Raw genomic sequence first — 13,447 nt, 5'->3', positions numbered from 1 at the left:
CGCTCAATGATTTTGCTGAACGAAAACAGCAAGACAGTGGGCCGAAGGCCTGGATTGCCGTGGTCGAAGGCTGCATCAAGGCGATTGAAAAAACCGCCTGGCAAGGCCGTCAAATTGCGGACTAGGGAATCACTGCCTGTGGTCGCCAGCATGTACTGGTACCCGGCGACGCAGACACTTCCATCGTCTCTTGTCGCCTCGCTGCAAAAGATGATCCGCAGAAAATGATGGGACCCCATCGCCCGCAACGTTGCACAGTGGCGAAGCCACCGCGATAGATCAGTGGATCAACAATGTGGCAGACAGCCGCTACACCAACGCTAGCGCCTGTAACCGATCCCCTCCTCCTCTCCGGCAACACATACAGGCATCAAGCCTTTAGCGCCCAACACTCTTCTCTCTATCACGAATGGCTTTCAACGGCGCGGATAACTTATCTGGATGACGCGGGTGAATAGCGGCATAGCATTCAAAAATTTCGGTTAGGTCTTTTTCCACATCCCCGCACGGTTCGATAACACGGGCAAAGGTAATTTCTTTTTTAGCATAATCCGCGGTGGCTACCACAATGGGCACGCCCGCCTTCTGAGCGATACGGTAAAAGCCAGTTTTCCACTGTGCCGCACCACCTCGAGTGCCCTCTGGTGCCACTACCATCACCAACTTATCGTGACGATTAAACTGCTCCACGGTCTGCTCAACGACACTGCCCGCCTTATGCCGGGCAATGGGCAACGCCCCCATCCAGCGCAGCATCGTCCCAAAGGGCCCCTTGAAGGCGCTATCCTTGATCATCACATGGGCATCTAACCCCAGCTGCATCATCGCTGCTAAGGTGTAGATACCATCCCAGTTGGAGGTATGCGGCCCACCAATAATCACCGCCTTGGGCACCGCCGGCATGGGGTTGGTTACCCGCCACCCCGCTAGGCGCAGAAAACCGCTCGCCAGAGACCGAGAGAACGTATTGCCCCTACGGGGGTAATCAGAATCCGAGGGTGATGACATGGGATTGTCCATTACAAAAAGAGCAGCGATCATACCCACGCGACTGAAAGACTGCATTGGCACTAATGCCCAACGTATGCCCAACGTTCTTACAAAGTGATGATCCGCCCATGAATTCCCTGCGTTATATCACAGGCTATCCCACTCAAATTCAGCAGCAAGCACAAGTCCTTCTGGATCAGGGAAAACTGGGAACGTATCTGCATCAACGCTATCCAGAAAAACATGATATTCAAGGTGACAAAGCACTGTTCCAATACGCGACTAACCTTAAACAGCAATACCTTCGCAAAGCTCCGCCTCTGAGCAAGGCCTATTACGACGCCAAGCTGAAAACGGTTAGCCAAGCATTGGGGATGCATACCCGGCAAACCCGCATTCACGGTAACAAACTGCGCAGCCATAATAGCTTGCGTATCGCGAGCCAATTCAAAACGGCCCCGGAAGCTTTTTTACGCATGATCGTGATTCACGAGCTGGCTCATTTCAAAGAAACCGAGCACAACAAAGCGTTCTATCAACTGTGTTCACATATGGAACCGGACTACCATCAACTGGAACTGGACACCCGGCTCTGGTTACTCTGGCAAGATACCGACAACAGCTAAAGCCGTCTTTCCGGCGAAGGACGATTCCGCCTCCTCAGCGTTACCCATGCTCCTGCTAACGACCGCGCCAATCCCAAAACCTCTTTATTCAACAAGCATTTACATTACAGGCGGCTTTAACCCTGAAACGTTCATCTCAGCCGTTTCATGTCCCCGCCATAAGGGCGTAGTATGAAATGACTTAACGTCATAACGCAGGATCACTAGTGCCGCGGTTTGTGGCTATGCTGTATTGATCCTGCGCCAGTGTTCCCTCTGGCGGTCACTCTATCCGCCAGCGCGGAACTCCCATCAGAGCCCAGGAGGTGTGTAGTGACACGGATTGGCCAGGACACCCTTAACAGCAAAAAAACGCTGCAAGCCAACGGCAAGACTTATCATTACTTCGATATCAATGCAGTCGCCGACAAAGGCTGGGGTGATCTCAGCAAGCTCCCCTTTTCCCTCAAAGTCCTTCTCGAGAATCTACTCCGCTTTGAAGACGGTAACAGCGTCACCGGTGCCGACATTGAAGCCGTAATGCGCTGGCTGGAGCAGAAACGCTCCGACAAGGAAATCAATTACCGGCCTGCCCGAGTGCTGATGCAAGACTTTACCGGCGTACCCGGTGTTGTGGACCTAGCCGCCATGCGTGACGCCATTAAGAAGGCCGGTGGTGACCCTGGCCGCATTAACCCGTTAACACCGGTAGATCTGGTCATCGACCATTCGGTGATGGTAGACAAGTTCGGCAACCCACAGGCTTTCGAAGAAAACGTGGAGATCGAGTATCAGCGCAACCGGGAGCGTTATCAGTTCCTGCGCTGGGGTCAGAAAGCCTTCAACAACTTCCGCGTGGTCCCACCGGGCACCGGCATCTGCCACCAAGTAAACTTGGAATACCTAGCCAAAGGAGTGTGGTCGTCCGAATCTGAGGACGGCAACACCTATGCCTACCCCGACACCCTAGTGGGCACCGACTCCCATACCACCATGATCAACGGCTTGGGCGTGCTGGGCTGGGGCGTGGGCGGCATCGAAGCTGAAGCCGCTATGCTAGGCCAGCCCATTGCCATGCTGATTCCCGAAGTTATCGGCTTCAAAATCAGCGGCAAACTCCGTGAAGGCATCACCGCTACTGACCTAGTACTTACCGTCACCGAGATGCTGCGCCGGCGTGGTGTAGTAGGCAAATTCGTGGAATTCTTTGGCGACGGACTGGCCGATCTAACCTTGGCCGACCGCGCCACCATCGCCAACATGGCCCCGGAATATGGCGCTACCTGCGGCTTCTTCCCCATCGACGAGCGCACCATCGAGTACATGAAACTGACGGGCCGAGACGAAGACACCATTGCGCTAGTGCAGGCCTACTGCAAGGCACAAGGCCTGTGGCGCTCCAGCAGCGATCCAGACCCAGAGTTCACGGACGTACTGGAGCTAGACCTGAACGATGTGGTTCCTAGCCTGGCCGGCCCCAAACGCCCCCAGGACCGAGTGCCGCTCACCTCAGTCAAACGCACCTTCATCGACGTGGTCACCGACACGCTCAAACTCAATGACGAGGAAATCAGCAAGCTGGAAGGCGAAGGGGGCCAAACCGCCGTGGGCAACCACGAACCCAGCGGCGGAGATGTGCCCATCACCATCGATGGCCACAAGCACCATTTAAGCCATGGCGATGTGGTGATTGCTGCCATCACCTCCTGTACCAACACCTCCAACCCCAGCGTTATGCTAGCCGCCGGACTAGTAGCAAAAAAAGCCGCCGAGAAAGGCATGAACCGCAAACCCTGGGTAAAAACCTCACTGGCCCCCGGCTCTAAGGTCGTGACCGATTATCTAAATGTCACCGGCCTGCAAGAACCACTCAACAAAATCGGTTTCGACTTGGTGGGCTACGGCTGCACCACCTGCATCGGCAACTCCGGACCACTGCCACTAGAAATCGACAAGGCCATTTCCGACGGTGACCTGGTAGTGGCCTCTGTGCTCTCCGGTAACCGTAACTTCGAAGGCCGGGTTCATCAGAGCGTGCGCACCAACTGGCTAGCTTCTCCGCCATTGGTGGTGGCTTATGCCTTGGCCGGCACCGTAAAAATTGACCTGGCTTCCGACCCCCTCGGCAATGACAAAGAGGGTAACGCGGTTTACCTGAAAGACATCTGGCCCAGCTCCGATGAAATTCAAGCGGAACTGGTGAAGATCAACGACGACATGTTCCGTAGCCAGTACGCCAGCGTGTTCGAAGGTGATGAAATCTGGCAGAGCCTGCCTATCCCGGATTCTCAAACCTACGACTGGGACAGCAGCTCCACCTACATTCAGAACCCGCCCTTCTTCGACGGACTCACCGCCGAGATGGACGATGTAGAGCCAGTGAAAAACGCGCGCATCTTAGCGATGTTAGGTGATTCCATCACCACCGACCACATCTCCCCCGCTGGGGCTATCAAAGCGGATTCTCCCGCCGGGCATTACCTGCAAGGGCACGATGTGGAACCTATCGACTTTAACTCCTACGGATCACGTCGAGGGAATCACGAAGTGATGATGCGCGGGACCTTCGCCAACATCCGTATCCGCAACGAAATGACCCCCGACATCGAAGGTGGCTTTACAAAACACCTTCCTCAAGGCGAGGAAATTTCTATCTACGGCGCCGCCATGCGCTATCAGAACGACGGCATTCCCACTGTGGTGGTTGCGGGCAAAGAATACGGTACGGGTTCCAGCCGCGACTGGGCTGCCAAGGGCACCAACCTGCTCGGCGCTAAAGCGGTCATCGCTGAAAGCTACGAACGGATTCATCGCTCCAATCTGATTGGCATGGGCGTGCTTCCGCTGCAATTCCCAGAAGGTACTGACCGCAAAACGCTCAACCTGGACGGCACGGAAGAGGTGGATATTCCAGACCTGAACAATAACCTAAAACCCGGCGACACCATCACCGTGATATTCCGTCGCGATGGCAAGGAGCAGAAAGTGGCGGCCATCTCTCGCCTGGATACCGCAGCGGAAGTGGAGTATTACAAGAATGGCGGCATCCTCCATTACGTGTTGAGACAGATGATGCAGTAGAGACGCTCCACACCGCATGCAATGGTGCCGGCAACCTGTTCTGCATGCACCAAACCCAGAAGGCCGCATCCAAACACCGGGCGCGGCCTTCTGCATTTTTGTAACCATGGTAGATCGCATTTACCCAATGACACAGACAGGCTGAGAACGCGAACCCGACACTCGCGCCTCACCTTCAGCGACGCCGCTTACGTTGTTACCTAGCGAAGCCTGCGTACGCAACGAAACAACGACGCAGTGCGCGCCTGCCCCGCATGAGCAGGCGAACCGCGTGTAGCGTTTGCCGACCGTTTTTTGCTATGCTGGCTTTTCACCACACTGAGTTTCGGGGGAACTCCGTGCGTATCGTATTGCTGATTTTCATCTTCGCGTTGAGCAACCTAGGCCACCATGCCATCGCCCAACCACCAACCAACGACACCGATTTGCTAAACGCAGAACAACGCGATGCGCGCCTACGTGAACAACAGGAACTGGAAGCCCGCACCAACGATCTGCAAGCCCAGCAAGAAACCACCCGCGAACTGCTGGACCAGCAAGACCAATATCTGAAAGCCCTGCGTGCTCAAATCAAGGCAATCAAACAGGCAAACACCCCCACTCCTTACACGCACAAAGACACACCATAATGATTCGAAAATGGTTGGAGCAATTGCTCCGTCGTAACCAACACCCTATTGCACCTACCCGCACGGCGACACGGCACACTCCGGACGAAATCAGGGCCCAGGACACAGCGAATACTAGTAACGGCCCACAGGTCCTATTGCGACCGTTTCAGATTCGGCCCATGGACAGTGGCGACTTGGGCGAACTGCTGGGAGTGTTCCGCCAAGCCATTCAGGTCAGTGCCGCCGATCAATACGACCAACAACAACGGGATGCCTGGAGCCGAGCACAAAGCCATGAGAGCCTGATTTCCGCTCTCAGTGAAGGCGAAGCGGTAGTGGCCGAATGGGATAACGTTCTGGTGGGCTTTGCCCACCGGATCAACGACTACATCAACATGCTGTTCGTACACCCGAATGCTGGCCGCGAGGGCATCGCCACTCTACTCTACCAACACTTGGAAGACGGCGCCCGGATGGAAGGCATCACTGAACTCGCCGCCCACGTCAGCCTCACCGCCCACGGCTTCTTCCATTTCATGGGCTTCACCAGCGAAGGGCAAGAAGAAGCCGAACGCAACGGCGTCAGCCTAGCCCGCTACCCCATGCGCAAGCCTCTGATCTGATCCCGGATGTTATCGATCAAATAATCTGATTAAACCGGTCGAGCCATCCCCCTGGTTTGCTCAGAAAGCCCCCGCTATAGTTACTTTATCGTTGAAGTCCTTTTCTTTAGCCACTCAATCATATTGCACTCATTCTGTGGTTATAAACCTTAGGTTTGTTAGATCCGGTATTTTCCCCCTTAGGCCGTTACCCGACGGCCGTTTTTTTGTCGCTACATAACAGCCTATGCTTCACACCCAATCAGCCACTGAAAGGCAGGTAGCGGCTCAAGGGTCTCGTACCTTATTAGTGTTGGCGAAGTTGCCACCCAACGCGCTGTCGCCTTGATCATTCCTTGATATTACCACTGTGCCGAATCCATCATGTTGTCGTATAACAGGCAAAAGGAATGAACCATGACAGGCACAAACATAGAAACACACTCCTCTCAGTTGACCACCACGTCTCTGGCCGTGCTTATTGATGCAGACAACACACCGCCCAAGATTGTCGACGGCCTGTTCGAAGAGATTGCCAAGTTCGGCACCGCCAGTGTCAAGCGCATCTACGGCGACTGGACCAAACCTAACCTTGGAGGTTGGAAAAGCGTACTACTGAAACATTCGATACAGCCTATCCAGCAATTCGCCTACACCCAGGGGAAAAATGCTACCGATTGCAGCATGATCATCGATGCCATGGATCTGCTCTATAGCAAGCAACTATCTGGTTTCTGCCTAGTATCAAGTGACAGCGATTTTACTCGCCTAGCGGCGAGGTTAAGGGAAGAAGGACTGACCGTGTACGGTTTCGGGGAGCGTAAAACACCCGGCCCGTTTGTGGCCGCTTGTGATAAGTTTATCTATACCGAAGTATTACGCTCAGACCATGCCCCGCAACATACGCCCGACAAACCCCAATCCTGCGAAGAACCCGTTAATAAAGAGGATCCACCACTTCAGCTTATCGCCAACGTTATCGATGATATTTCTGATGAAGAGGATTGGGCGAATCTTGGCACCCTAGGCCAACATTTGAGCAAGCGTAAACCCGACTTTGACACCCGTCTGTTCGGCCACAAAAAACTCAGTGACATGATCCGCGCCTATCCCAAATGGTTCCAAATCCAGAAAGGGCAAGGCAAAAGCATTCAGGTCAAAACCCTGCGCAAATAACGCCGCTAGCCTTTCAGCAAAGAAACAACGCAAGAGGCCGCGCTCGGAGAATGAGCGCGGCCTCTTTGACCTCTGCCTCAGCAAAAAATCTGATCGCGTTTCAACTTTTCACTCTCAACGTGCCGCTTAAATCAGCGCACCAGCCACAAGCTCAACTGCGGTACATAGGTAATCATTAACAAAGCGATAATCAATATCAGCATGAAAGGAATGGTTGCCGCGAACAGCTCCGTAACTTTCTTCTTGAAGCGGTAACTGGCAATAAACAGATTCATACCCACCGGCGGGGTGATATAGCCAATCTGCATGTTCGCCACGAAGATAATCCCCAGATGCACAGGGTCAATACCGTAGCGCAACGCCACCGGCAAAATCAGTGGCACCATGATCACCAGCGCCGCAAAAATATCCAGTAACGCGCCCAATAACAGCAGCAAAATATTAAGCAGGATCAGGAAGGTGATTTTGCTTTCCACATGCGTTTGGATTAGAGCAAATAGCTCCTCTGGCACACCGGCATACACCAAGTAGTCAGAAAACGCCTGCGCCACCGCCAAAATCAACAATATGCCGCCTACCATGATCATGGAATCACGCATAATTGTCGGCAGCTTGCGCAGGGAAATTTCCCGATACAGAAACACCTCCGCCACCAGCACATACAGCGCCGTCACCGCCGCCGCCTCACTAATGACTAAAAAGCCGGAGAAGATTCCGCCCAGCACCACCAATGGTAATGGCAGCTCCCAACGAGCCTGCCATAACGCATCCACCAGTTCACGGAAATCAAACGCCTGCCGGGGTACATCGGTGCCGCGGGTAGCCCACACACAGTAGCCGTAAAGTAGCACGATCATCAGCAATGCGGGCAATAGACCAGCCAGATACAGATCGACAATCTCCACTGTGGGCATGTCCAATTGCTGAGACATTTGCTGAGCAATAATGCCGTAGATCAAGAGGGGCACAGACGGCACCAATAGCAAGCCCAAACTCCCTGAAGAGGTCACCAGACCCAAGCTAAATTTTTCCGGGTAATTGCCTTTCACCAGCGCGGGCAGCAACAGCGCCCCTAATGCCACAATAGTGACGCCAGAGCCGCCGGTTAAAGCGGTAAAAAAGGCACAGGCAATCAACGCTACAAAAGCCATGCCACCGGGCATCCAGCCGAAGGCGGCTTGGCTTAGCCGCAACATACGATCAGCGGTTTTCGATTCACTCAGCAGAAAACCCGCAAACGTAAACAATGGCAATGCCATCAGCACCACAGAATTGCTGAGCTGATAGATATCGATGTGCAGCACTGCCAACTCAATCTCTAGGGTATAAAACCCCAGTGCTGCCGCGCCAAGAATAATGGCAAACAAAGGCGCGCCCATTAACGCCAATACCACCAGCAGGATAATCGCCGCTGTAATCATGGCGTCAGCTCCTGCATCTTCGGCCGTTTACCAATCAACCCCATCGCAAACAACACCACATAGCGCAAGGCCATGACCGAGAAGCCCACTGGAATAATCGCTTGCAACAACCAGCTGGGCACACTGGCAAACGCTGGCGTGGCGTACTCATATTCTTCAATCACGAATTGCACGCTGTACCAAGCAACCAACAAACAGATAAAGGCGGTAAACAGGTCTACAAATGTAGTCAGGAACGGGTGATATTTTTCTGGCAATAACGATGAAGCCACATCAATGCGAATGTGCTCATCATTACGTGAAGCGATCATGGCTCCTAACAAACCAATCCACAGCACCGCGTTCTGCAGTAAGGGCTCAATCCATACCAAGCTGGTACCAAAAAAGTTACGCAACACAATTTGCGCCACAGCCAGCAGAATCATAAACAAAAGAACGGCCACAATAAGGCCGTCCTCGATATGATGAAGGGCGCGATGCACCCTACGTAATAGTGCAGCCATCATTGCCCGTCGCGTTGCTTGGCAAGAATGCCATTAAGCCGATCCAGCATGGCTTGGCTGATTTCGCCCTCTTCCACCAGTTCAGCGGTGGCGTGCTCGGCATAACGGTGCCATTCCTTGCGCTGTTCTTCGTTCGGTTTGATCACTTCCAACCCCTGTTGTTGAACAGCGGCAAAAGCGCTTAGGTTTTCCTCGCGACTTTTCGCATTCAGGGTGTCAAAGGTGCCATCCAGTATGGCGCGAACCACTTTCTGGTCTTCCGCGCTGATGCGTTTAAAGTACTTTTCGTGGATACCCAGCATGCCAAAGGTATAGAGCAGCGGCATGTCGGTCAGATAGTTTACTCGGGAGTACCACTGCAGAGTCAGCGCCGCGACAGGGGGCGCAGCAAAAGCATTCACCGCACCGGTCTGCAGGGAGGTCAGCACAGAGCCAATATTGAGCATAATCGGTGACAGCTCGAAAGCCTTGGCCGCCTTAGCAGAGGCTTCATCATTCGCCGGCAACCACAGTTTTTGTTCACGCAAATCGGCAATACTTTTTACCGGCTGCTCAGACATCACATAAGCAAACCCGCCATCCAGCAAACCGAAGCTGACCCAGCCACCGTCTTCCAGGCCCTTTTGAATTACCGGGTCCAGTTCACTGCGTACCGCATCCACTTCATCGTAATTATTAAAAGCCAACGGGACATTGAGAATCTGGCTGTCTTTGTACGCGGAGGAAAAAGCCCCGCCTTGGGCCACCAGGCCGTGGAGCTGGCCAATACGGATTTTGCGTTCAACCGCGCGGTCATCGCCCATCACCCCGCCGGGATAAATTTTCAGTTTCACTCGGCCATCGGTTTGCGCAGCAATATCTTTACCGGCTTTTTTTAGCCCAGAAACAATGGTGGTGCCATCCGGGTACAGAGTGGAAATTTTCAGGGTGGTCGCAGCAGTGGCAACCAGCGGGAACAACACGATCAGAATCGTGGCAAGGCGCAGCATAAACACTCCTAGAAATAATCATCCGCGTCGGCAAGCAGGGCTTCAGCCTGCTGCTGCGCATAGGTATTTTGCAGGGTCAGGCCGTGGACATCAGGATCCGCCGCCAGCACCTCGTTGAGCAAGCTGTCATGCAGCTCCCGATCAAACAACAGACGCGCATATTTTTCCGCGTAAAGCACCTGGGCCAACAAGTTTTTACCGTCGGCCAACTGCACCGCCTGTTCAAAATGAGTTTTCGCCAGTTCAGGGTTGCCACCGAGCGACGCCGGTAAGATGCTGTTTAGCACGCCCAGATACATGTGTGCCTGGCCATACTGATAGTGCTCATCCAGCGCAACAATTCGCTCCATGATGGCTTCTACCCGGCCCAGTTCAGCCACCGCGTTCCAATCATTGGTGTTTTGCTGGATATAACCCGCCCAGGCTCCACCCAAGGAAAACAACACGGGCACATCACCTTTGTTCGCGTCTTCCAGCAGGGCCTCGAATTCAGGGACAGACAAGCTACGTAAGTCGCAGTAATCCTTATCGTGGGCACAGGCGGCACGGAAACCGTAATCCAGAGCCTTAATGCTGAGCTTGCGGGCACGTTCCGGCTCTTTCACGAACAGGCCTGCGTAGGCGCCATAAAGGTCCGCACCACTGCTCAACAGCGATTCGCTTTTCGGCCAGTTTTCGATCAGACCATCGACCATCAGCAAATAGGTAGGCAGGCCGTCTTCGACCAGCTGCAGGTCATTGTTATTGAGGACACCATAGGGCAGGTTGTCGTCAACATGGGCCAGAGAACAGCCTTGCAGGGCAACCACCGCTGCGAAAAATAGAGAAGGTACCCAATAGGGTACAGAGCGCCACTGCATAGGTCGCTGACATCCTTTCATTGTTGTAACGTCATCGTTTTGGCTGTCTTTATAGCAGTCCACCGGGGGTAACTCAAACTGCTCCTTGCTTCTGGCTGCGCCGCACCATGCCGAAAATGCCGCCCAACAAACAACCGCTTACCAGCCCTGCCAGATGTGCCGCATTCGCCACCACATCCGATAGCCCTACGAAACAAATCACCATCCATACCAGCATAAAAACCACAATCTGCCGACGCAGGGCAAACCCGGCACCCGGATTCAGCCACCCGAAGATCCATAGGTAGCCCAACAAACCGTACACCACTCCGGACAAGCCACCGAACATGGGCCCGCTGTATAAGAACTGAGCCACATTGGAAACCGCTGAGGTCACCAGGGTGACCAGCAACAGCTGGGCAGACGATTGATGGCGTTCAATCAGACGCCCCAGATCTGCCCACCACAGCAAGTTGAAAATGATATGGAGAAGGGAGAAGTGCAGCAGCATAGGAGTGATCAACCGCCATGGCTGGCTGGTCAACCCCTCCATGGTCGCGGGAAACAACAGGGCAAGATAGACCCCGTCGCCCATTAGATAAGGCGTCAAGAAGATGGCCACACACAACCCCAGCCCAAGCTTGGTCACCCAACCCATGCTGGCCAGCCAGCCACCAGACAGCAAGGGCTGTGGCTGGCCGGTGAGAGGCTCCACAGCTTGTCGGTCCTGCCCCCGTTTCAGGTCGGCAATCAGCTCTGCGGTCAGTGTTCGCGCATGGGGATATTGCTCAGCATCAGGCACACTCAGCACGAACTGACCTTCATCCTCATGACGGTGCACCTGAAAACCATTGCGTTTCAGGGTGCGTTCGATCAGATTCGCCAGCTCTACCTGGGGGGTACGAATCAGTTCCATGCCAGTGCCTCCAGGGCTTGCTTGCGTTGTACATCATCCAAATCAGACAAGTTATCTACCTGCTGCCAGAAACAGCCCCATTGCTGCTGGCACTGTGAAAAAAGCCGGCTAAAAGCCGGCACATAATCATTATAATCACTGACCGTATTCAATTGGGCATTGTTCAACGGACCATCGAAAAAAGGTTTGTAGCCTTTTAAGCCCGGCAAACGCTGGCTTTCATCAGCGAACCGGTCTCGGGCCTGTTGCTGAATGCGAGCCTTTTCGCGAGCCAATCGCGAGGACTTCGAAGTCGACTCATACAGCCTTGCTAGCGCCTTACGAGTATCAGCAATGATACTTAGAAAAGCATCCTCCACCTGCTCTCTACGATCCCAGTAGCCATTCGGCAGTGGCTCTCCGGTTGCCAAAAAGTACTGCTTTGCGCCCTCCCGCCCCACCATGGTTGCCAAAGATTCGTTGAAGCGAGTATCACCCTTGATATACAGCTTGCGGTGAGCCAATTCGTGAATCAGCAACTCAGCCAGTGAAGGCTTTGACCGCTGGATCATGGGCGTAGTGAGGGGATCCGCAAACCAGCCTAGGGTGGAATAGGCTATAGCGCCCCCCACCCAAGTATCCATGCCGTCAGCCTGTAATTTCGCCGCTGCTTTTTCTGCCCGTTGCCGCTGGAAAAAACCGCGATAGCTGACACAACCCACCAACGGATAACACCAGGTTTTTTGCGTCAGCGACCAAGGCGGTGCCGCCAGCACATTCCACACCACCGCATCCTGCTCCAACGCCACATATTGATGGTAGACATCATCAGCCGGCAGCCCCAAATGAATTCCCGCCCAGCTCACCAGCTGCTGGCTGAATTGCAATTTCTCGACCAACGATTGCGGTGTTTCAGGATCTGCCAGCACCTGCTCCACCGGCTCGCGCTCACCCATCAACGACCAATGACCGCCAATGGCCTGGCTGTAATAACCCAGCTGGCAGCCTGCCAATACCCATGGCAGCCAAAAACATAACAGGGAAAAACGAAACAGCGTCGGCATCAGGCCCGAGACATGAACTTGCGTTCGGCGGTATTCACCCGCACCTTTTCACCCGCTACGATATATTCCGGCACTTGCACCACCAAGCCGGTATTCAAGGTGGCAGGTTTGGTACGAGCCGAGGAGGAAGCAGCCTTCATGGCCGGCGTGGTTTCAGTCACGTCCAGCACTACCGACGCTGGCAGCTCTAGGCCGATAACCGACTCTTCTACTTTCAGAGCCAGCACGCCTTGCGTCTCTTCCGTGATGAACGCCAGCTCATCACGGATATCGTCCTGCTTGAGCAAATACTGGGAAAAGTCCTCGTTATCCATAAAGATGTAGTCATCCCCATCCACATAGGAGAACTGCACCGCACGGCGCTGCAATGCCACCGTGGCCACGTCGTCATCGCCCTTGAAGCGCTCTTCAAACTTGGGGCCACCACCAACCGCACTGGCCTTCACCCGGTACAATGTGGCCGCCCCCCGGGCAGAGGGAGACTGCACCTCGATCTGGCGAATGGCATACAAGGTGCCGTTAACTTCAATAACGTCGGATTTTTTCAGCTCACTGGCGCGGGTCATGGAAAAGGCTTCCTGAAATGTCGATGCGCCAATGCTACAACAAAGAGCCGCTGCAAGCTGCAAGCTGCAAAGATAGATAGAGAGAGCCGGGAAATTCCCAAGGGT

Annotated in this window: 13 protein-coding genes; 5 read left to right on the top strand and 8 right to left on the bottom strand. The window is 54.0% G+C overall.

From position 1 onward, the window contains the following. Positions 1-378: 378 nt before the first annotated feature. Entirely contained in the window at positions 379-1,008 is a 630-nt protein-coding gene (locus AS19_RS03590; protein WP_231483487.1) for a lysophospholipid acyltransferase family protein, read from the bottom strand. A 110-nt stretch (positions 1,009-1,118) separates the two neighbouring features. Between AS19_RS03590 and AS19_RS03585 the strand changes: the two genes are divergently transcribed. The 5 genes from AS19_RS03585 to AS19_RS03565 all read left to right on the top strand — a co-directional run bounded on the left by AS19_RS03585 (position 1,119) and on the right by AS19_RS03565 (position 7,065). Next, entirely contained in the window at positions 1,119-1,616 is a 498-nt protein-coding gene (locus AS19_RS03585) for a M48 family metallopeptidase (RefSeq protein WP_011587980.1), read from the top strand. 312 nt (positions 1,617-1,928) lie between these two features. Continuing rightward, the gene (acnA, locus tag AS19_RS03580; RefSeq protein WP_041704884.1) at positions 1,929-4,676 is read left to right on the top strand and encodes an aconitate hydratase AcnA; all 2,748 of its coding nucleotides are present in this window, start codon (positions 1,929-1,931) and stop codon (positions 4,674-4,676) included. Between the two features lie 338 nt (positions 4,677-5,014). Further along, the gene (locus tag AS19_RS03575) at positions 5,015-5,305 is read left to right on the top strand and encodes a hypothetical protein (protein ID WP_144412620.1); all 291 of its coding nucleotides are present in this window, start codon (positions 5,015-5,017) and stop codon (positions 5,303-5,305) included. Continuing rightward, positions 5,305-5,910, top strand: a complete 606-nt coding sequence (locus tag AS19_RS03570; protein ID WP_011587977.1) for a GNAT family N-acetyltransferase — start codon at positions 5,305-5,307, stop codon at positions 5,908-5,910. The genes AS19_RS03575 and AS19_RS03570 overlap by 1 nt, the downstream gene beginning before the upstream one ends. A 396-nt stretch (positions 5,911-6,306) precedes the next feature. Beyond that, on the top strand, positions 6,307-7,065 hold the full coding sequence (locus AS19_RS03565) for an NYN domain-containing protein (protein ID WP_011587976.1): 759 nt from the start codon (positions 6,307-6,309) through the stop codon (positions 7,063-7,065). Positions 7,066-7,196: 131 nt separating this feature from the next. On the opposite strand, the gene AS19_RS03560 is transcribed toward AS19_RS03565, so the two are convergent. The 7 genes from AS19_RS03560 to yeiP form a co-directional block, all read right to left on the bottom strand. Then, positions 7,197-8,486 carry a TRAP transporter large permease gene (locus AS19_RS03560; protein WP_011587975.1) on the bottom strand — a complete coding sequence of 430 codons (1,290 nt, stop codon included), beginning with the start codon at positions 8,484-8,486 and terminating at the stop codon, positions 7,197-7,199. Beyond that, a complete protein-coding gene (locus AS19_RS03555) occupies positions 8,483-8,992 on the bottom strand; it encodes a TRAP transporter small permease (protein WP_011587974.1) in 510 nt (169 codons plus the stop codon). The genes AS19_RS03560 and AS19_RS03555 overlap by 4 nt, the downstream gene beginning before the upstream one ends. After that, entirely contained in the window at positions 8,989-9,978 is a 990-nt protein-coding gene (dctP, locus tag AS19_RS03550) for a TRAP transporter substrate-binding protein DctP (protein ID WP_011587973.1), read from the bottom strand. The genes AS19_RS03555 and dctP overlap by 4 nt, the downstream gene beginning before the upstream one ends. Positions 9,979-9,986: 8 nt before the next feature. After that, positions 9,987-10,838 carry a TRAP transporter TatT component family protein gene (locus tag AS19_RS03545; protein WP_011587972.1) on the bottom strand — a complete coding sequence of 284 codons (852 nt, stop codon included), beginning with the start codon at positions 10,836-10,838 and terminating at the stop codon, positions 9,987-9,989. 73 nt (positions 10,839-10,911) lie between these two features. Next, positions 10,912-11,733 (bottom strand): rhomboid family intramembrane serine protease, encoded by an 822-nt coding sequence (locus AS19_RS03540; protein ID WP_046961702.1) that lies wholly within the window; start codon positions 11,731-11,733, stop codon positions 10,912-10,914. After that, a complete protein-coding gene (locus tag AS19_RS03535) occupies positions 11,724-12,776 on the bottom strand; it encodes an aminopeptidase (protein WP_011587970.1) in 1,053 nt (350 codons plus the stop codon). The genes AS19_RS03540 and AS19_RS03535 overlap by 10 nt, the downstream gene beginning before the upstream one ends. Beyond that, a complete protein-coding gene (gene yeiP / locus AS19_RS03530) occupies positions 12,776-13,342 on the bottom strand; it encodes an elongation factor P-like protein YeiP (protein WP_011587969.1) in 567 nt (188 codons plus the stop codon). The genes AS19_RS03535 and yeiP overlap by 1 nt, the downstream gene beginning before the upstream one ends. Between the last annotated feature and the right edge of the window lie 105 nt (positions 13,343-13,447).

The sequence above is a fragment of the Alcanivorax sp. NBRC 101098 genome (assembly GCF_001010505.1).
Taxonomy (GTDB): domain Bacteria; phylum Pseudomonadota; class Gammaproteobacteria; order Pseudomonadales; family Alcanivoracaceae; genus Alcanivorax; species Alcanivorax borkumensis.
Note: the sequence above shows the minus strand (reverse complement) of the source record. Positions and strands in the feature narration are given on the sequence as shown.